The organism is Luteimonas kalidii (assembly GCF_029887935.1).
Classification (GTDB): Bacteria; Pseudomonadota; Gammaproteobacteria; order Xanthomonadales; family Xanthomonadaceae; genus Luteimonas; species Luteimonas kalidii.
The window spans coordinates 727920-747230 of the sequence record NZ_JARXRO010000020.1 but is presented as its reverse complement, the minus strand read 5'-3'; the positions used below and the strand labels follow the sequence as shown (position 1 = coordinate 747230).

16 protein-coding genes and 1 tRNA gene are annotated in these 19311 nt (G+C 70.5%); 4 read left to right on the top strand and 13 right to left on the bottom strand.

Annotated elements, in window-relative coordinates; translation table 11 throughout:
- The 11 genes from QFW81_RS16945 to QFW81_RS16895 all read right to left on the bottom strand — a co-directional run.
- Window positions 1–959 (bottom strand): BatD family protein (locus tag QFW81_RS16945; protein WP_280580395.1); only part of this gene is annotated, 959 nt, incomplete at its 3' end.
- Entirely contained in the window at window positions 956–2719 is a 1764-nt protein-coding gene (locus QFW81_RS16940; protein WP_280580394.1) for a VWA domain-containing protein, read from the bottom strand. The genes QFW81_RS16940 and QFW81_RS16945, both read right to left, overlap by 4 nt.
- Window positions 2716–3768, bottom strand: a complete 1053-nt coding sequence (locus QFW81_RS16935; RefSeq protein WP_280580393.1) for a vWA domain-containing protein — start codon at window positions 3766–3768, stop codon at window positions 2716–2718. Before QFW81_RS16935 ends, QFW81_RS16940 begins: the two co-directional genes overlap by 4 nt.
- Window positions 3765–4223, bottom strand: coding sequence for a DUF4381 family protein (locus tag QFW81_RS16930; protein ID WP_280580392.1), 459 nt, complete (start codon window positions 4221–4223; stop codon window positions 3765–3767). Before QFW81_RS16930 ends, QFW81_RS16935 begins: the two co-directional genes overlap by 4 nt.
- Entirely contained in the window at window positions 4220–5143 is a 924-nt protein-coding gene (locus QFW81_RS16925; RefSeq protein WP_280580391.1) for a DUF58 domain-containing protein, read from the bottom strand. Before QFW81_RS16925 ends, QFW81_RS16930 begins: the two co-directional genes overlap by 4 nt.
- A gap of 67 nt (window positions 5144–5210) precedes the next feature.
- Window positions 5211–6224, bottom strand: coding sequence for an AAA family ATPase (locus QFW81_RS16920; protein WP_280580390.1), 1014 nt, complete (start codon window positions 6222–6224; stop codon window positions 5211–5213).
- 130 nt (window positions 6225–6354) lie between these two features.
- A complete protein-coding gene (locus QFW81_RS16915; RefSeq protein WP_280580389.1) occupies window positions 6355–8232 on the bottom strand; it encodes a type IV pilus secretin PilQ in 1878 nt (625 codons plus the stop codon).
- Between the two features lie 17 nt (window positions 8233–8249).
- Window positions 8250–8780: a pilus assembly protein PilP gene (locus QFW81_RS16910; protein WP_425604061.1), complete on the bottom strand. Its 531-nt coding sequence runs from the start codon at window positions 8778–8780 to the stop codon at window positions 8250–8252.
- Window positions 8781–8790: 10 nt separating this feature from the next.
- On the bottom strand, window positions 8791–9465 hold the full coding sequence (locus QFW81_RS16905; RefSeq protein WP_280580388.1) for a type IV pilus inner membrane component PilO: 675 nt from the start codon (window positions 9463–9465) through the stop codon (window positions 8791–8793).
- A complete protein-coding gene (locus tag QFW81_RS16900) occupies window positions 9462–10193 on the bottom strand; it encodes a PilN domain-containing protein (protein WP_280580387.1) in 732 nt (243 codons plus the stop codon). Before QFW81_RS16900 ends, QFW81_RS16905 begins: the two co-directional genes overlap by 4 nt.
- On the bottom strand, window positions 10193–11251 hold the full coding sequence (locus tag QFW81_RS16895) for a pilus assembly protein PilM (RefSeq protein ID WP_280580556.1): 1059 nt from the start codon (window positions 11249–11251) through the stop codon (window positions 10193–10195). Before QFW81_RS16895 ends, QFW81_RS16900 begins: the two co-directional genes overlap by 1 nt.
- Window positions 11252–11503: 252 nt before the next feature.
- On the opposite strand from QFW81_RS16895, the gene QFW81_RS16890 reads away from it, so the two are divergent.
- Together QFW81_RS16890 and QFW81_RS16885 are read left to right on the top strand one after the other, a co-directional pair.
- Window positions 11504–14059 carry a penicillin-binding protein 1A gene (locus QFW81_RS16890; RefSeq protein ID WP_280580386.1) on the top strand — a complete coding sequence of 852 codons (2556 nt, stop codon included), beginning with the start codon at window positions 11504–11506 and terminating at the stop codon, window positions 14057–14059.
- 211 nt (window positions 14060–14270) lie between these two features.
- Entirely contained in the window at window positions 14271–14924 is a 654-nt protein-coding gene (locus QFW81_RS16885; RefSeq protein ID WP_280580385.1) for a hypothetical protein, read from the top strand.
- Window positions 14925–15008: 84 nt separating this feature from the next.
- On the opposite strand, the gene QFW81_RS16880 is transcribed toward QFW81_RS16885, so the two are convergent.
- Together QFW81_RS16880 and QFW81_RS16875 are read right to left on the bottom strand one after the other, a co-directional pair.
- On the bottom strand, window positions 15009–16292 hold the full coding sequence (locus QFW81_RS16880; protein WP_280580384.1) for a citrate synthase: 1284 nt from the start codon (window positions 16290–16292) through the stop codon (window positions 15009–15011).
- A 250-nt stretch (window positions 16293–16542) separates the two neighbouring features.
- Window positions 16543–16618 (bottom strand) — tRNA-Phe (locus tag QFW81_RS16875).
- Window positions 16619–16824: 206 nt separating this feature from the next.
- Between QFW81_RS16875 and QFW81_RS16870 the strand changes: the two genes are divergently transcribed.
- Window positions 16825–17316: an LEA type 2 family protein gene (locus QFW81_RS16870; protein ID WP_280580383.1), complete on the top strand. Its 492-nt coding sequence runs from the start codon at window positions 16825–16827 to the stop codon at window positions 17314–17316.
- Between the two features lie 37 nt (window positions 17317–17353).
- Window positions 17354–19144, top strand: coding sequence for an acyl-CoA dehydrogenase C-terminal domain-containing protein (locus QFW81_RS16865; protein ID WP_280580382.1), 1791 nt, complete (start codon window positions 17354–17356; stop codon window positions 19142–19144).
- Window positions 19145–19311 lie beyond the last annotated feature (167 nt).

Below are 19311 nucleotides of genomic sequence, written 5' to 3'. Positions count from 1 at the left end.
TCCACCTGCGGCGGTTCGGGGAACACCTGCGCGCCGTCGATCGCCGGCAGCACCATGTCGGGCAGCTGGCTGGCCGACGCGCCGTCGGCGACGAGTTCGACGTCGATGGTCGCCGCCTCGCCGACGCGCAACGATTGCGGCGTGGCCAGGTAGCGCAGCTCCAGCCCGTGCAGCGGCAGCCATGGCTGCGGCGCGGCATCGGGCGCGGCGCGCACCTGCAGGATCTGCGGCGGGCCGTTGGCCTGCAGGGCGCGGCGGCCGTCGCCGAACATGTCGTCGAAAAAGCCGCCCACTCCCGTGCCCTCGAAACGCGCACCGGGGATGGTCAGCGTGCCGCTGCGCTCGGGCACGACGACGAAGCGCCGCTCGACCACGGTGTAGCGGCGGCCGGCGAGTTCACGGCTGTACTGCAGGTCGCTGCCGACGCGCTGCAGCGCCGCGCCCTCGGGCGCCGGCTGGTCGAGCTGGCCCGAGACCAGCGGCGTGGCGTAGTACAGGCGCAAGGTGTAGCCCACCGACTGCTGGACCCAGGGCGAGCGGGTGTCGGCCTCGCTCTCGATGAAGACCGGCCGGCCGGCGCGCGCGGGCGCGGTGGACGCCGGCACCACGGTGAGCGCGAGCGGCGCGGTCGACTCGTTGCCCACGCGCAACTCCGGGACGGTCACCACGCCTTCGCGTCGCGGCTGCAGCGCGACCGCGAACAGCACCCGCGGGCGCGAACGGCCGTTGACCCGTTCGGTGCCGCGGCTGCTGCTGTGGCCGCTGAGCACGAAGTCGGGCACCAGTTCCGCGAATCCCGGCATCCGCGCGCCGGCCTGGTCGGTCTCGATGTTGAGCGTGGTGGTCTCGCCCACCCCGATCCGGTCGCGGTCCAGCCACGCGCGCGTGGCGGCCTGCGCCGGCGCGATCGCGCTGCATGCGAGCAGCCCGGCGAAGAGCATCCGTGCGATGCGGGTCATGGCGCACTCCTGTTGCCGGTGCGGCGTTCGTGTTCGAGGCGGAAGCGCGCGCGCAGCAGGCCGCCGGGATCGTCGGGCACGCGCCGCAGCCAGGCTTCGCCGGCCTGGCGGCGTTCGCGCTCGGCTTCGGTTTCGGCGCGCTCCGGGTCGCCGGGAGTCGCGTCCCCGTTTTCGGCCGCGTCCTGCCCGGCGTCCAGCGCCTGTTGCATGCGCTGGCGTTGCGCCGCGTCGGCCTGGTCCTGCGCCTGCGCATCGACCGGAGCGTCCGGTGCGCGCGGGGTTTCGCGCCGCGGCGCGCCGGCATCGTCCTGCGGCCGGGATGCCGGCGGAGGGGTTCCCGACTCGCCCGGCTCGCCTTCGGACTGCGCCGGTTGTGCGTTCTCGCCGCCCGACGCATCGTCGCCGGACTGCTCGTCGCCCGCCTCCGGGTCCTGCCGCGCCGCCCCCGGGCCGGACGGCGGATCGCGCTCCAGCGCGGCCTGCACCACGGCACGGTTGGCGATCGCGTCTTCCATTCCCGGCTGCTGCCGCAGCGCCTCGTCGTATGCGGCGATCGCCTGCTCCAGGCGCCCGGCACGCGCGAGCGCATTGCCGCGGTTGTACGCGGCCTCGGCACCGGGAAGCGCACGCCACGTGCGCTCGGCTTCGTCGAGCCGACCGGCGCGGTAGGCCTCCAGCCCAGCGCGCATGCGCGCATGTTCGACCTGGTCGGCGCGGCTCCAGGCGGTGCCGTCGACCGGTTCGGCGGCGTGGAGGCCGGGGATGGGCAGCAGCATGCACAGGGCGAGCACGGCCAGACCCGAACCCCGGCGGAAGGCGAACAGTCCGAGCAGCAGCAGCGGCACCAGCAGCCAGTAGCCGTCGTCGCGCCACGTGCGCGTGGCGGCGGTCGCACGCGATTGCGTTGTCGTCGACGAAGTCGTGGACGCGCCGGACAGCTCGAGTCCGGCCGCTCCGGCCGAGAGCGTGGCGTATGCGCCTCCACCGGCCTCGGCGACGCGCTGCAGCGAGGCGGCATCCAGGCGCGAGGGCCGCAGGCTGCCGTCGCGCGCGCGGTAGCTGGCACCGGCGGGCCGGCCCAGCCCGAGCACCGAGACCCGAATTCCCGCCGCGCTCGCACGCGCGGCCGCCGCCTCCGCGGACGCGTCTGCAGCATGCGTCATCAGCAGGATGTCGCCGCTGCGGTGGCCGGCCTGGACGAGCAGCGCCATCGCGGCATGGATCGCGCGCTCCGGCCGATGCCCGTCCACCGGCATGACGTCCGGGGCCAGCGCATCGATGAAGATCGCCACGTTCGCCGCGTCGTCGGTGAGCGGCGTCACCGTGTAGGCATCGTCCGAGAATGCGACCAGGCCGACGTCGCCGTCGCGCGACTGCAGGAACGTGTCCAGCCATGCGCGCGCCTGCAGCAGGCGCGAAGGCGGCAGATCGGGCGCCAGCATGGCGTCGGACAGGTCGAACGCGACCACCAGCGCGCGCGCGCCCTGCCGCAGCGGTGCCTCGCCCTGTCGCCAGCTGGGCCCGGACAGGGCCAGCACCGCGAGCGTGACCGCCAGCAGGCGCAGCGCGATGCCGCCGACACCACGCCGCGCGACCCCGGCTTCGACCAGATGGGGCAACAGGTGCGGATCCACATGCGCGCGCCAGATCCCGGCCCGCCGCCGCTGCGCCAGCCACCACGCGGCCAGCAGCGGCAGCGCGAGCAGCGCCCACAGCCACTGCGGACGCAGGAAATGCAGGGAGGCGAAGACGTCAGTCATGCCGCGGGCTCCGCCGCATCGTCCATCCCGCGGCTGCGCCCACCAAGGCGTCGCGGTCGCGAGGTCGCCAGCAGGCCGAGCAGGAGCGCGGCCGCCAGCGGCCACGGGTAGCGCTCGATCGCCGGGCGCACCGCCTCGCCCGGGCGCATCACCGGCTCCAGCCGGTCGATCTCGGCGTAGATGCCCGCGAGCTGATCCGCATCGCGGGCGCGGAATGCGCGCCCGCCCGTCGCGGCGGCGATGCGCTGCAGCGCGGCCTCGTCGATCTCGGCGGCATTGGGCGGCAGCTGCAGCCCGAACATGCCCAGCGCGTCGCCATCACCGCCGAACGCGACCGTGTGGATGCGCACGCCATGTTCGCGGGCGAGTTCGGCCGCCTTGTCCGGATCCAGCTGGCCCGAGGTGTTGACGCCGTCGGTCAGCAGCACCAGCACGCGCTGGCCACCGTCCTGTGCGCGCAGGCGCTTGACCGCCAGCCCGATCGCATCGCCGATCGCGGTCTCGCGCCCGGCGAGCCCGACCACGCTGTCGAGCAGTTGCGCACGCACGCTGTCCCGGTCCAGGGTCAGCGGGGCCAGCGCATAGGCCCGCTGGCCGAACACGATCAGGCCCACCCGGTCGCCCTCGCGCCGGTCCAGGAAATCGGCCAGCACCGCCTTGGCGGCGGTCAGTCGATCGACCACGCGGCCGCCCACGCGCATGTCCTCCTCGCCCATGCTGCCCGACAGGTCGACCGCCAGCATCAGATCGCGACCGGAGGCCGGCGGCTGCACGACTTCGCCTGGCGACTGCGGGCGCGCCGCGGCCACGCACAGCAGCGTCCACGCCAGCCAGGCCAGCCACGGCATGCCGCGCACGCCGCGTGTCGGCCCGGCGTGCGTGAATCCCTGCAGGCGCGAGCCCCAGGGCGCACGGAGGGCGGGCTGGGTGTCGCGCACGGGCGGCAGCCACCGGCGCGCGAGCCAGGGCAGCGGAATCGCCAGCAGCCACCATGGCCAGGCGAACAGGTCACCCAGCGCGGCCAGCCCACTGGCGGACGGCAGGTTCACGGGCGACGCGTCGTCCACTCGACGAAGCGTGCGCGGGCGAGCACGCGCAGGGCGTCGACAGCCGACGCGTCCACCTCGGCGCGATAGGGTCCCTCCCGCAGCAGCGCACCGGGACCGTCGGCGAAGCCGCCGCCGGGCAGGCCGCGGTCGAGCAGACGCAGCCAGTCGTCGCCGGACAGTGTCCCGGCTCCCGGCTCGATCCGCTTCGCCGCGCGACGCAGCAGGACCGAGATCGCGGCCACCTGCTGCGCCGGCGTGCCTGCCTGTGCGAGCGTCTCGTCGAACATGCGCGCGGCCAGGCGCCGCTGCCGCGCCCGCCACTCGCGCCAGGCGAACCAGCCGCCCAGAAGCAGCAGCACCACCGCCGCCAGACACCACCAGCCCGGCGCCGGCGGCCACCATGGCGGGGCCAACGGCTCGTGCACGTCACGCAGCGGCAGTTCGACCGGACTCACGCGCGCCACGCCCCCGCACCGGCGGAGGACGGCAGCCAGGCGTGGCTGGGCGCGTCCGCGGCCAGCACGTCCGCACGCACGCCGCGGGCACGCAGTGCCGCGACGGCGGCCGCGACCGCACCGGGAAACGCCGCTTGCCAGCGCTGGCGCTGGCGCGGGTCCCCGAGGTCCGGCTCCACCCGCTGGCCATCCACCAGGAACGGAAGCCGCGCCGTGGGCGGATCGCGTTCGAGCCGATCCTCGACCAGCAGCACCGTCACCTCGTGGTGCTGGGACAGGGCCGCCCAGGCCGCAGGCGGCACCTCCGCGATGCTGCCGGCATCGGCCAGCACGTACAGCCGCGAGCCCGGTCGCAGCAGCCGCCGCGCATGCTCCAGCGCCACCGCGAGTCCGGCATCGTCCGCAGGCGGCGCCGCGTACCAGCGCACCAGCGCATCGAGCACCCGCAGGACGCCACGCATGCCGCCGGCCGGCGGCACCAGCGGCTCGCGAGTGCTGCCGCGCAGCGCCGCGACCCGGTCGCCATCGCGCAGCGCGGCCCAGGCGGCCACCGCGCCCGCGCGCGCGGCCTGCACCGACTTGAAGCGCACCCGGGTGCCGAAGTACAGCGACGGTGCGGTGTCGGCGACCAGCAGGGTCAGGCGCTGGCGCTCGGCCTGGAACAGCTTGGTGTGCATGCGTCCGCTGCGCGCGGTCAGCCGCCAGTCGATGTGGCGCGCATCGTCGCCTTGGGTGTAGCCGCGCGACTCGGCGTATTCCATGCCGCGTCCACGCAGCGGCGATGGCGCCGGCCCGCTGGTACCGTGCCGGGCGCGGCGCGGCGGCCGGCGACCGAACGCCACGCCGCGCAGCGCGATCAGTTCGGCGAGCGTCGGCACGACCCCGTGGTCGACGCCTGCAGGCGCCGATCCCGCGATCACGGGCGGTCCGGAGTGCGGGGCGTTCAACGCCACTTCGACACGTGCCCGTGCGCGCCCATCGCCGCGCTCACGGCAGCGGCACCTTCGCCAGCAGTTCAGCGACCAGGCGCTCGCCATCCCAGCCTTCGGCCGTGGCCTCGTAGCCGGGCAGCACGCGGTGGCGCAGAACGTCGGGCGCCACCGCGCGCACGTCGTCGGGAGTGACGAAGTCGCGGCCGGCCAGCCAGGCATGGGCGCGCGCGCAGCGCTCGAGCGCGATCGATCCGCGCGGGCTGGCGCCCCAGGCGATCCGCCTTGCCAAGGCCGCGTCGTAGCGCGACGCATCGCGCGAGGCCAGCACAATCTCCACCAGGTAGCGCTCCACCGCCGGCGCCAGGTGCAGATCGAGTACCGCGGCGCGGGCGGCGAACACATCGGCCTGCGGCATCCGGTGGACGGCGCGCGGGGTCGGCTGCAGGCCGTCGCGCGCCCGCTCGCGCGCTAGGCGCAGGATCTCGGTCTCGGTGTCGGCCTGCGGGTAGCCGATGCGCAGGTGCATCAGGAAGCGATCCAGTTGCGCCTCGGGCAGCGGGAAGGTGCCTTCCTGCTCGATCGGGTTCTGGGTCGCCATCACCAGGAACAGCGGCGGCAGTGGATAGGTCCGGCGGCCGACCGTGACCTGGCGCTCGCCCATGGCCTCCAGCAGGGCCGACTGCACCTTGGCCGGCGCGCGGTTGATCTCGTCGGCCAGCAGCAGCGGATGGAAGATCGGGCCGGGCACGAACTCGAAGCGCGCGTCCTGCGGCCGCCAGATCTCTGTGCCGGTGAGATCGGCGGGCAGCAGGTCCGGCGTGAACTGCACGCGGGAGAAGTCGGCATCGATCCGCGCCGCCAGCGCGCGGATGGCGCTGGTCTTCGCCAGCCCCGGCGCGCCCTCGACCAGCAGGTGGCCATCGGCCAGCAGCGCCACCAGCAGGCGTTCGACCAGGGCGGCCTGGCCCACGATCTCGGCCGCGAGGTCGTCGCGGAGCGCGGCAAAAGCCGCATGCAGGCGGGGAATCTCGTCGCGAAAAGTGTCCATGGCGCCCAGGTTGCGGAACATCAGCCCGCATTGGACCAGACTCGCGCCCGCGGGTTCAGTGCCGGAGGGCACCCGGCCGGGTTCGGCTCCACGGGCTCCCGAACGCGAACGGGGCCCGAAGGCCCCGTTTGCGCACCATGGATGCCGTCGCTCAGCGCTGGGCGACGCGCAAGACCTTCGGAGTCACGAAGATCAGCAGTTCGCCCTTTTCGTTGCTGCGCCCGCGACTCTTGAAAAGGTTGCCGAGGAAGGGCAGATCGCCGAGGAAGGGCACCTTCCTCAGATCACTGCGATCGCGGAACTCGTAGACGCCACCGATCGACACCGTCTGCCCATCTTCCACGAGCACCGCGGTGGTGATTTCCCGCTTGTTGATCTGGGGGACCTCACCAACACCCGTGTCGATGAAGTCGTTGATCTCGTCCTTCTTCAGTTCCATCGCAAGGAAGACGCGGCCATCGTTGGTGATGGTGGGCGTCACCTTGAGCTCAAGCAACACATCCTTGAATTCGACGGTGGGGATGTTGCCCGACTGACCACCCGTGACCGTGAGGTAACCCACCTCCTGACCCTGCCGGATGATGGCTTCACGCTGGTTGCTGGTCACGATCCGGGGGTTGGACACGATCTCGCCACGTCCCTCCTCCTGCAGCGCCGACAATTCGACTGCCCAGTCGATCGAATTGCCGAGAATCGTGAACGCAAGGGAGCCGGCGCCGGTACCAACGGGATTGCTGAAGTTCAGTCCAGGCGCGACCTGGCCAGCCCCATTGAGTTCTCCACCCCAGGAAGCGCGGTCCTTCGAGCCCGAGACGCCGAACTTGGCGCCAAGGTCGCGCGCGAAGCTCTCGGTCGCAATCACGATCCGCGCCTCGATCACCACCTGATCGACCGGCTTGTCGAGCATGGTCACCAGGCGCTTGATCTCGGACACGCGCTGGGGAATGTCGATGACCAGCAGGGTGTTGGTGCGGCGATCGAAACTCAGGCTGCCGCGCCGGGACAGAAAGCCGCGGCTCTCCTGGCCCTGGCCACCGCCGCCCTGGCTGCCACCACCCATGCTGTTCTTGCTTTCCTCGGTCAGCAGCTTGGCGATGTCCTCGGCGTTGCCGTAGCTGATCGGCACGTACTCGGTGACCATCTCGGCACGTTCCTCGAGTTCGAGGCGCGCGTCTTCCTTGGCCTTCTCGAAGCTCGCGATTTCGACCTGCGGCGCCACCCACACCACGTTGCCGCTGCGGCGCTTGTCGAGCTGCCGGGCCTGCAGCACGATGTCCAGCGCCTGGTCCCAGGGCACGTTGATCAGGCGCAGCGTCACGTTGCCCTGCACGGTGTCGCTGGCGACGATGTTGAGGTTGGATTCCTCGGCGATCAGCTGCAGGACGGTGCGCACCGGCACGTCCTGGAAGTTGAACGTCACCGGACGACCGCTGTAGGCGCGGGTCGCCGACGCCTGTGCCGACGAGGTGACCGCCGACGGGCTGCTGGCACCGATGGCGCGATCGGCCGACGCACCGGCACGCGGCACGATCTCGACCACGTAGTCGCGACCGCTCTGGTACGCCATCGATTCGAAGTTGCCTTCCGCGCTCAGCACCAGCTGCGCGCCCTCGCCGCCCTGCCTCGCGTCGATACGCTGGACGGGGGTGGCGAAATCGGTGACGTTGAGCGGCCGCTGCAGCGCGACCGGCAGCGAGGCATTGCCGATGTTGACGATGACGCTGGAGCCCTGCGTGCGCAGGTCGGGATTGGCGCCGTCGCCATCGAAGCGCACGATCAGCTTGCCGGCGCCGCCATCCCCGCGCTTGAAGTCGACCGCCGAGACCGCGACGACGCCTGGCGTCTGCTTGGCCGGATCGGCGGAGGCGACCTGCGCGACCGCGACCAGCGCGGGCACGTGTCCCTGCAGGTTCGGGGCACCCGCAGCGGCGGAGGCCGAGAGCAGGCCCGCGACGAGTCCGATCGCAAGCGCCTGGACCGGGAAGGCCCGCCGGGTCGGCTGCGGATTACGCACTTTGGTGACGGTCATCTTTGACTTCCCCTGGATCAATTGTCTTCGAGCGCAACCGAAGCCGGCCGTTCCAGCCAGCCGCCAGCGCCATCGGGCACGAGTTCGACGAGATCGATTCTATCTTCCTGCACATTGGTCACCCGGCCATCGTTCTGGCCCAGGTAGGCGCCGGGTGCCACGCGGTAGGTCACCTTGTCGGGCGCCATCACCAGCGCCACCATCCCCGGCCCGGTGTGCAGCGTGCCCACCATGTCCAGGCTGTCGAGCGGGAACTGTTCGAGCGTCTGCTTGCGGCGGTTTGAATCCGGACGCGGACCGGTGCCGGATCCGTCGTCGCTGAAGACCGCGCTGAAGGGATCGCGCAGATCCTGCGCGGCGTACTCGAAGGTCTCGAACTGCTGCATCACCGGCAGCGGGTCGAGCGGCGGCGCCGGACGCGCCTTCACGTTGGCGACCCATTCCTCGAGGTTGGGCGCATCACCCGGCGTGCTGGTGATCCCGCGCACGCAGCCCGCGAGCATCAGCGCCAGCGCACAGACGGCGATCGTCCCGGTCTTGTTCGACATCATGCGCATGTCAGCGAGCCCCCCCGGCAGCCGCAGCCGCGGCCTGTTCCTGAGCGGCGGCCTCGTCCTCGTCCAGGTAGCGGTAGGTCTTGACCGTACCGGCGAGCTCGAGGCTCGAATTCGGTCCGATTGCCGCAGGCGCGTCCCCACCGGAGCCGCGCGGGCGCAGTGAGATGTCGTGCATGGTCATGATGACCACCCGCGGCAGCGACGCCACGCCGCTGACGAAGGCGCCGAACTGGTGGTAGGTCCCCACCATCCTCAGCTCGATCGGCTTCTCGGCGTAGAACTCCTTGGGTGCTTCCGGGCCGGGCTTGAACAGCTCGTTGTTGATGCCCGTCGCCAGCGCGGTCTGCGAGATGTCGTTGATCAGCGCGGGCATCTCGGTCCGGCTCGGCAGCTGGCGCAGCATCTGCTGCAGCTGCTGCTCCATCTGCGCGAGCTGCTGCTTGAGCGGCTCGAGGTTGGCGGCACGGCCCTGCTTCTTCTCGAAGTCCTCGCGCAGTTCGGTCTCGCGGCGCTCGAGTCCTTCGAGCTCGGTGCCCTTCGGACGCGTGACCAGATACCACAGCAGGCCGAAAATGAGCAGGGCGAGCAGCACGCAGAAGCCGATCTTGTACTCGCGCGGCCAGCTGCCCATGTTGTTGACGTCGAGCTCGCGCAGCGACACTTTCTTCTTGCTCACTGTGCACCTCCTTCGACAGGCGCGGACGTCGCCGCAGGCTCGGCTGCGGGTTCGGCCGCGGGCTCTGCGGCGGGCGCATCGGCAGGTGCTGCGGCCGGCGTGGCCGGATCGACAGGCGCGGCGGGTTCGGCGTTGACCGGCGGCACCGGATCGGGAATGCCGTCGCCGTCCTCGTCCTTCGGCGCGTTGGGGTTGGCCAGCTGGACCGACAGGATGAAGGCGTACGGCAGACCGGCCACCCCGTCGCGCGCCTCGATGATCGACAGATCCGGCTTGGTCATCCAGCCCGAACCCTCGAGGTTGCGCATGTAGGTGCTGACCCGCGAATTCGACTGCGAGCGCCCCTCGAGCGTCAGCTTCTCGCCCTCCTGCTTGATCGCGGTCAGGATCACGCCGTCGGGGATGGTGCGCACCAGCGAGTCGAACAGGTGCACCATCTGCGACCGGTTGGCCTGCAGCTGCTCGATCACTTCCTTGCGCGCCAGCAGCCTGGCCCGCTGCCGGTCGAGCTCGTCGATCTCCACGATCTTGGTGTCGACCTCGGCGATCTGCTGCTCCAGGTAGGCATTGCGCTCCTGCTGCCCGGAGATCTGCGCGTTGTAGTACATGTTGAAGGCGAACCACAGCACCAGGCCGGCCAGCGCGGCCAGGCCGAGCATGACGCCGAACTCCTTCTGGCGCTGCTTGCGGCGCTCCGCGCGCCACGGAAGTAGGTTGATCCGGGCCATCAGTCGAAGCTCCTCAGGGCCAGGCCGCAGGCGATCATCAGGGCCGGCGCGTCCTGGGCGAGCGCATGCGCCTGCACCCGCGAACCGAGCGTCATCTGCGCCAGCGGATTGGCGATGACCGTCTGCACGCCGAGCTGCTCCTCGACCATTTCGGCAATGCCCGGGATCGACGCACAGCCGCCGGCCAGCACGATCTGGTCGACCCGGTTGAACTCGCTGCCGGCGTAGAAGAACTGCAGCAGGCGGCTGATCTGCTGGACCAACGCCTCCTTGAACGGCTCCAGCACCTCGATCTCGTAACTTTCGGGCAGGCCGCCCTGGCGCTTGGCCAGGCCCGCCTCCTCGTAGCTCAGGCCGTAGCGGCGCATCACCTCGTCGGTGAGCTGCTTGCCTCCGAACACCTGCTCGCGCGCATACAGGCTGCGGCCGTTGCGCAGGATGTTGAGCGTGGTCATGGTCGCGCCGACGTCGACCATCGCCACGATGCCGTCGCGCGGGATGTTGAGCGTGCCCGCCAGCAGGCCGAACGCGTTCTCGATCGCGAACGCCTCCACGTCCACCACCTTCGCCGTCAGCCCGCCGAGTTCGAGCGCCGAGGCGCGCATCTCGACGTTCTCCGAACGCGAGGCCGCCAGCAGCACCTGGACCATCTCGGTGTTGCCGGGCATGGCGCCCAGCACCTCGAAGTCGAGGTTCACTTCCTCGATCGGATAGGGGATGTAGTTGACCGCCTCCAGCTCGACCTGCGACTCCATGTCGTCGTCGTCCAGATCGGCCGGCATCGGGATGATCTTGGTGATCACCGCCGAACCCGAGACCGCGGCGGCCGCGAACTTGGCCTTGGTGCCGGACCGTGACACCGCGCGCCGGATCGCCTCGCCCACCGCCTCGACCTCGACGATGTTCTTCTCGACCACCGCATTGGGCGGCAGCGGCTCGACGGCGTAGTGCTCGACCCGATAGCGGTCCCCGGAGCGCGACAGCTGCAGCAGCTTGACCGCGGTCGAGCTTATGTCGACGCCGACGAGCGGCGCTTGACTTTTTGTGATCAGCCCCACGTTTTTCCCCTTTGTCACGGGCGCTTACGTGCGCAACGTGCCCCGGAGCATTAAATAACGGACTTTTCATCCGGTGGCAACTATCGATTTGCGAGAGCGTGCCGGATTGCCCGGCTCGCGGCAGTTCCTGCCCCTGCGCGACACCCCCACGCAAGGTCCGTGCCGCCGCGCCACAACTGTCCCTGACCCATGCGCCGCGGACCCGGCCCGGCCGGTCGTCGGCCGCGGCGGTCCCTCTATACTTGCGCGCCTATGTCCAGCCCCGACCCCCGGCCGCCCCGGAAGAAGTCCCGCCCGTTCCTCCGCTTCCTGCGTTGGGTCCTGCTGATCTGCGTGGTGCTCGGCCTCGCCGGTGCCGCGGTGGGCGGCTTCATCTACTACACGGTCTCGTCCCGCCTTCCCGATGTGCAGAGCCTGCGCAACGTCGAGATGCAGGAACCGATGTACGTGTACTCGCGCGACGGCAAGCTGATCGCCCTGTTCGGCGAGATGCGGCGCTATCCGGTGGAGATCGACGAGGTGCCGGAGCGGCTCAAGCAGGCGTTCCTGGCGACCGAGGACGCGCGCTTCTACGAGCATGGCGGCGTCGACTATCGCGGCGTGGCGCGCGCGGTGTGGCTGCTGGCCAAGACCCGCGGCCAGGAACGCGTGCCCGGCGGATCGACCATCACCCAGCAGGTGGCGCGCCAGTTCTACCTCAGCACCGAATACAGCTTCACCCGCAAGTTCGCCGAGATGCTGCTGGCCCGGAAGATGGAGCGGCAGCTGAGCAAGGACGAGATCTTCGAGCTCTATCTCAACAAGAGCTTCTTCGGCAACCGCGCCTACGGCATCGCCGCGGCCGCGGAGTTCTATTACGGCAAGACGCTCGACCAGCTGGACCTGGACGAAATGGCGTCGCTGGCGGCGATCCCGAAGTTCCCGTCCAGCGGCAACCCGCTCAGCAACCCCGAGCGTGCGCGCGAGCGACGCGACGACTACGTGCTGGCGCGCATGCGCGAGCTCGGCTTCATCGGCGAGGACGAATACCGCCAGGCGCGCGCGGTGCCGATGCATGCCAAGCCGCACGAGCGGCCAGTGGAGGCGTATGCGCCCTACGTGGCGGAAATGGTGCGCCTGGAGATGGAGGCGCGCTTCGGCGGCGACGTGTTGACCAAGGGCTACCACGTCACCACCACGATCGACCCGGTGATGCAGGCCGCGGCCGACCAGGCGGTGCGCGATGGCCTGGCCGTCTACGACCATCGCCACGGCTGGACCGGCAAGCCCGAACAGACCTTCGAACTGGCCGCGGACGAGGATCCCGCTGCGATCGCCGCCCGGCTGCGCGGCATCCCGGCGCAGGGCGGACTGCTGCCGGCGATCGTACGCTCGACCGCCGACCGCAGCGCCGAGGTCGTGCTCGCCGACGCCACCCTCGTGACCCTTGACGCGGCCAGCAGCCGCTGGACCGGCAAGTCCCCGGCCGCGCTGCTCGAACGCGGGCAGCTGGTGCGGGTCAAGCGGATCGAGACGCCGGCCAAGGCGCCCGCCGGTGCGGCCGAAGGTGAGCCGCTCCCGCCGCCCACCGTCAGCTGGCAGCTCGACCAGCTGCCGCGCGGCCAGGCCACGCTGGTGTCGCTGGAACCGGACACCGGCGCGCTGCGCGCACTGGTCGGCGGCTTCAGCTACGCCGGCAACAAGTTCAACCGCACCACCCAGGCGAGGCGCCAACCCGGCTCCAGCTTCAAGCCCTTCATCTATGCCGCCGCGTTCGAGCGCGGGTTCAACCCGGCCTCGATCGTGCTCGATGCACCGGTCGTGTTCCGAATGCGCCGCGGCCAGGACTGGCGGCCGCAGAACGACGACGGCCGCTTCGCCGGCCCGATGCGCCTGCGCGAGGCGCTGGTGCGTTCGCGCAACCTGGTCTCGGTGCGGCTGCTCGATGCGATCGGCGTGGACTACGCGCGCCGCTACATCAGCCACTTCGGGTTCGAGGAGTCGGAACTGCCGCCGAACCTGTCGATCTCGCTCGGCACGCCGTCGCTCACGCCGCTGTCGGTGGCGCGCGGCTACGCGGTGTTCGCGAACGGCGGCTTCCGCATCACGCCCTGGTTCATCGACGAGGTGCGCGACCGCAACGGCGAACTGGTGTTCAAGGAGAACCCGCCGACCGCATGCCGCGGCTGTGCCGCCGGCAGCCGCGCGGTGCAGGTGGCGCGCGCCAACGTCGTGGACGGCTTCGACCTGGGACCGGCGCGACCGGTCACCGCCAGGCCCACGCCGGAGGACGGCGAGGCGTCGGAAGCGCCCGCCGCCGAACTCCCCGAAGACGCGATCCTCGCGCCGCGCGCGATCGACGAACGCGTCGCCTACCAGCTGGTGTCGATGATGCGCGACGTGGTCCAGCGCGGCACCGGGACGGCGGCTCGGGTTCTCGAGCGCGAGGATGTCGGCGGCAAGACCGGCTCCACCAACGACCACCGCGACGCCTGGTTCTCCGGTTTCGGCGGCAACCTGGTGACCTCCGTCTGGGTGGGGCGCGACGACAACCGCTCTCTCGGCTACCGCGAATACGGTGGACGCGCGGCGCTGCCGATCTGGATCGACTTCATGCGCGTCGCGCTGAAGGACGTACCGATCGCCGCGAACGAGCCGCCCGAAGGCATGGTGCAGGTCGCGGTCACGGCGGGCGGCCAGCTCATGCCCACGACCTCCGGCGGCGGAATCGTGGAGTACGTGAAGGCCGAGGATCTCGAACGAATGGAAGCGGTCAACGAGTTCCAGTTCGACGACATGCCGGCCGAGGAAGCGTTCGACATCTTCTGAGCCAGACCTGCGAGCGCCGGAGTCGACCACAGCCCCGGCTTCATCCCGGCGCACCGGAGTTCGCGTGACCCGGGATCGCGCGGACTCTGCGTTGGGCGCTGCGCAGGTGGTGGCCGGGGTCCTGATCCTGCGCTGACCGCCGACAGGCGCCACGTTGACCTGCCCGACCCATCGGGTACAGTCGCAGCGACGCCGTTCCGGGGGGATCGTGATGCACCGCGCCCGACAGCACGCGCAAACGCGCACCCGCGAACGTCGCCACCGGCTGGCCCACGAGGCCGCGAGGCTGATGGCCGAAGGCGGCATCCGCGATTTCCAGCAGGCCAAGCGCAAGGCGGCCGAGCGGCTGGGCATCCACGACGATGCCTCGCTGCCCCGCAATCGCGAGATCGAGGACGCGCTGCGCGAATACCAGCGCCTGTTCGTCGGCGATCGCCACGCACGCGAGCTCCGCACCCGTCGCGAGGCGGCGCTGCGCGCCCTCGAGTTCTTCTCCCGCTTCGACCCGCGCCTGGTCGGCCCGGTGCTGGACGGCACCGCGGATGCGCGCACTCCGGTGTCGCTCCAGCTCTATAGCGACGACGCCGACGCGGTGGCGCGGTTCCTCGAAGAGTCCGGCATTCCTGCGGAGCCGCGCAGCCGCCGGCTGCGGCTCGACCGCCTGCGCGAAGCCGAATTCCCGGTCTGGCTGTTCGCCGCCGAGGACCTGGCCTTCGAACTCACCGTCCTGCCGGACGTCGCACTGCGCCAGGCGCCGCTGTCGGGCGTGGACGAAAAGCCGATGCGGCGCGCATCCGCCACGCAGCTGCGTCAGCTGCTCGTGGACGAGGACATCGCAGGCTACGTGGCGGACGCCGCGCGCTGAGCGCAGCGCCACCCGTCCTGCGACGCCCCGGATACGCGAACGCCCCGCAGGGCGGGGCGTTCTGCGGCCAGCGGCGGAGTGCGCTCAGCGCTTGCCGAGGGGCACGTAGTCGCGCACGTCGCTGCCGGTGTAGATCTGGCGCGGGCGGCCGATCTTGGCTTCGGGGTCGACCTGCTGCTCCAGCCAGTGCGCCACCCAGCCCGCGGTGCGGCCGATGGCGAACATCACCGTGAACATCTCGGTCGGAATCTTCAGCGCCTTGTAGATGATGCCGCTGTAGAAGTCGACGTTCGGATACAGCTTGCGCTGGATGAAGTAGTCGTCCTTCAGCGCGGCCTCTTCCAGGCGCATCGCCACTTCCAGCAGCGGGTCGTCCACGCCCAGCTCGCCCAGCACCTTGTGGGTCATCTCGCGGATGATCTTGGCGCGCGGGTCGAAATTCTTGTAGACGCGGTGGCCGAAGCCCATCAGGCGGAAGCCCGACTCCTTGTCCTTGGCCTTGGCGATCGCCGAGTCGACGTTCTTCGGATCGCCGATCTCCTCGAGCATCTTCAGCACCGCCTCGTTGGCGCCGCCGTGCGCGGGACCCCAGAGCGCGGTGATACCGGCGGCGATGCAGGCATACGGATTGGCGCCGGTCGAGCCCACCAGTCGCACGGTCGAGGTCGAGGCGTTCTGCTCGTGGTCGGCGTGCAGGATGAACAGCAGGTCCAGCGCCTTGGCCACCACCGGGTTGAGTTCCAGCGGCTCGCTGGGGACCTCGAACATCATGTGCAAGAAGCGGTCGACGTATTCCAGGTTGTTGCGTGGGTAGCGGATCGGCCAGCCGATCGAATAGCGATAGGCGGCCGCGGCCAGCGTCGGCACCTTGGCCAGCAGGCGGATCGCGGCCTGGCGCCGCTGCGCCGGGTCCTCGAGATCGAGCGTGTCGTGGTAGAACGCCGACAGCGAGGCCACCGTCCCGGCGAGCATCGCCATCGGATGCGCGTCGTAATGGAAGCCGTGCAGGAAGTTCTTCAGCGACTCGTGCATCATCGTGTGATGCGTCACCTCGTGCTCGAACTTCGCGAACTCGGCCTTGTCCGGGAGTTCGCCGTTCATCAGCAGGTACGCCACTTCCAGGAAGCTGGAATGCTCGGCGAGCTGCTCGATCGGGTAGCCGCGGTAGAGCAGCACGCCCTGCTCGCCGTCGATGTAGGTGATCGCGGACTTGCAGCTGGCGGTGGCGGTGAATCCCGAGTCGTAGGTGAAGAGCCCGGTCTCCCTGGTGAGCCGCGACACGTCGACGCAGTCGTTGCCGAGCGTGGGCTTCAGGACGGGCAGATCGACGGACTTGCCGCCGGCGTTCAACACGACATGGTCTGACACGGATGACTCCTCGTTTCGGGCGTACGGACGGGCCCGCAGGCCCGGCGCAGGCGGCGTGGACGCTGCCGCAACGCAGCAATTATCGCATAGGCGGTTCGGGCGCCGGCTGGGACTTTGGTCTGGCCGCAACGGCGCAACGCGGACCCGGAACACCGCCAGGCAGGCACCGGACGGGCATCTTCGGCATGAGGTGATGGCGGGCAGCAGGCGCAGGATCGCGTCTGGCCCCACGTGCGCAGGAACTGCGACGTGGTGGCCGGGGAGGGAATCGAACCCCCGACACGGGGATTTTCAATCCCCTGCTCTACCAACTGAGCTACCCGGCCGGTGCGCAGCGGCGCTGGGCCGTGCGAGCCCGCCATGATACGGACGCGCACGATGCGCGGCAAGCAAGGGGCTGCAGCCCGGGAGCAGCGGATGCGGCGTCGTTCCGGCGAGGCTCCGTCACCCGCCGGATCGTGGCGCTGCGCTCGGCCGGCACCACCGTACGTCGTAGTATCCTGCGGCGATGCTGACGATGCGTGGAGTCGAGATGAAGCGTGGATGGCGGATTCCGGCAGTGCTGCCGGCGATCGTGCTGCTGGCCTTCCTGGCCGGCTGCTCCACCGGCGGGATTCCACGGCGGGTGTCCGAACCCGCCGCGAGCCTGCAGCAGCTCACCGTGCAGGCCGACGGCCGCTGGTCGATCGAACTGCGCCTGCAGAACTACAGCAGCATTCCGATGCGGTTCGAGCGCGTGTCGCTTGCGCTTCGGGTCGGCGAGGAAGCCGCCGGCACGCTGGTCGCGCAGCCGGACCTGACCATCGGCCCGGAATCGGCGGACGTGGTGACCGTCGCCTTCGACCCGTCGGCGAACGCGCGCCTGCTGCTCGCCGGCCGGCTGGCGGATGGCGGCGGCATCGCCTACCGCCTCGAGGGCACGATCGACGCCGCACCTGCCGACCGCGGCAAGGTGCGCGACTACGAGATCGAGCGCGACAGCCGGCTGAGTCCGGTGCCGGGCCTGCCCGGCGTCCTGCGCTGAGCCCACCCCACCCGACGTTTCCCGCCGGCGAGCGCCCATGAGCCGATATTCCGCACCGCTGCGCGACATCCGCTTCGCGCTCTTCGACCTGCTCGACGTCGCGTCCGCCTTCCGCCGGCTCGGCTTCGACGATGCCAGCCGCGATACGGTCGACGCCGTCCTCGACGAATCCGCCCGCTTCTGCGGCACGATCCTCGCTCCGCTGAACCGTATCGGCGACGAACACGGCGTGCGCTTCGATCCGTCCGACGGCAGCGTGACCACCGCTCCCGGTTTCCGCGACGCCTACACCCAGTTCGCGCAGGGCGGCTGGGGCGGGCTGGCCGCTCCGGCGGAATACGGCGGCATGGGCCTGCCGCACGTGCTGGGCATGCCGCTGGAAGAGATGATCGACGCGGCCAACCTGGCCTGGGGCAACTTCCCGCTGCTCTCGCACGGCGCGGCGAGCGCGCTGCTGCATCACGGCGAGGAGTGGCAGCGCGAGGTGTTCCTCACCCGGCTGGTGTCGGGCGAATGGACCGGCACCATGTGCCTGACCGAACCGCATTGCGGCACCGACCTCGGACTGCTGAAGACCCGCGCCGAGCCGAACGACGACGGTACCCATTCGATCACCGGCACCAAGATCTTCATCACCGCCGGCGAGCACGACCTCACCCCCAACATCGTGCACCTGGTGCTTGCACGGTTGCCGGATGCGCCCGCGGGCAGCAAGGGCATCTCGCTGTTCATCGTGCCGAAGTTCCAGGTGGCGCGCGACGGCACCCAGGGCGCGCGCAACGCGCTGCGCTGCGGCGCGGTGGAGCACAAGATGGGCATCCATGCCTCGGCGACCTGCGTGATGAACTTCGATGGCGCCCAGGGCTGGCTGATCGGCCAGCCGCACAAGGGCCTGGCGGCGATGTTCACCATGATGAATACCGCGCGCATCGGCGTCGGCATGCAGGGGCTGGGACTGTCCGAGCGTGCGTACCAGAATGCGCTGCGCTATTCGCGCGAGCGGCTGCAGTCGCGCGCGCTGTCGGGCGCGAAGTTCCCGGGCAAGCCGGCCGACCCGATCATCGTGCAGCCCGACGTGCGTCGCATGCTGCTCACCTGCAAGGCGCTGATCGAAGGCGGGCGCGCGTTGTCGTACCACGCCGGGCTACAGGTCGACATCGCCACCCGCGGCGCCGACGACGCCGAGCGCAAGCAGGCCGACGACCTGCTCGGCTTCCTCACTCCGATCGTCAAGGCCTGCCTCACCGAATGGGGCGTGGAGTGCACCTACCACGCGCTGCAGTGCTTCGGCGGCCATGGCTATATCGCCGAGCACGGCATGGAGCAGTTGGCGCGCGACGCCCGAATCACCACGCTGTACGAGGGCACCACCGGCATCCAGGCGCTGGACCTGATGGGGCGCAAGACCATGCAGCTGCAGGGCGCGGGCCTGAAGGTGTTCCTGGGCCTGATCCAGGCATTCTGCGGCGCCCATGCCGACGACGCGGCGCTGGCGGAATTCGTGTCGCCGCTGCGCGAGAAGGCGGACGAATGGCAGGCGCTGACGATGTCGATCGGCAGGCGCGCGACGGGCGACCCCGAGGAGATCGGCGCGGCCGCCTACGACTATTTGTTCTACTCCGGCTACGTCGCGCTGGCGTACTGGTGGGCGCGCAGCGTGGCCGCTGCCGAGACGTCATCGCAGCCGCAGGCGTTCAAGGACGCCAAGCGCGAGACCGCCCGTTTCTACTTCGCCCGCATCCTGCCGCGCACGCTCGCGCACAAGGCCGCCATCGACAGCGGTCCGGCACCCCTGCTGGCGCTGGACGAGGCCGCGTTCGACGCCTGAGGGATCCTCCCACCGACGCGGCGATGGCGGGCACGACCTTCGAAAAGCGGCGCGGAGGGCGGTCGTCGGCGAGGCCGTTACCGCATCGACCGCGACGCCCACCGATGAGCGCCAGGTGCGGCACGCCGGGGTCGCGCAAGCGTCATCGAATCGGCGTATGCTCGCGA

Excerpts from the sequence above, each read along its gene's own strand:
- QFW81_RS16940 (WP_280580394.1), bottom strand. The coding sequence starts at position 2,719 with ATGACTGACGTCTTCGCCTCCCTGCATTTCCTGCGTCCGCAGTGGCTG.
- QFW81_RS16920 (WP_280580390.1), bottom strand. The coding sequence starts at position 6,224 with ATGTTCCGCAACCTGGGCGCCATGGACACTTTTCGCGACGAGATTCCC.
- QFW81_RS16915 (WP_280580389.1), bottom strand. The coding sequence starts at position 8,232 with ATGACCGTCACCAAAGTGCGTAATCCGCAGCCGACCCGGCGGGCCTTC.
- QFW81_RS16910 (WP_425604061.1), bottom strand. The coding sequence starts at position 8,780 with ATGTCGAACAAGACCGGGACGATCGCCGTCTGTGCGCTGGCGCTGATG.
- QFW81_RS16900 (WP_280580387.1), bottom strand. The coding sequence starts at position 10,193 with ATGGCCCGGATCAACCTACTTCCGTGGCGCGCGGAGCGCCGCAAGCAG.
- QFW81_RS16890 (WP_280580386.1), top strand. The coding sequence starts at position 11,504 with ATGTCCAGCCCCGACCCCCGGCCGCCCCGGAAGAAGTCCCGCCCGTTC.
- QFW81_RS16885 (WP_280580385.1), top strand. The coding sequence starts at position 14,271 with ATGCACCGCGCCCGACAGCACGCGCAAACGCGCACCCGCGAACGTCGC.
- QFW81_RS16870 (WP_280580383.1), top strand. The coding sequence starts at position 16,825 with ATGAAGCGTGGATGGCGGATTCCGGCAGTGCTGCCGGCGATCGTGCTG.
- QFW81_RS16865 (WP_280580382.1), top strand. The coding sequence starts at position 17,354 with ATGAGCCGATATTCCGCACCGCTGCGCGACATCCGCTTCGCGCTCTTC.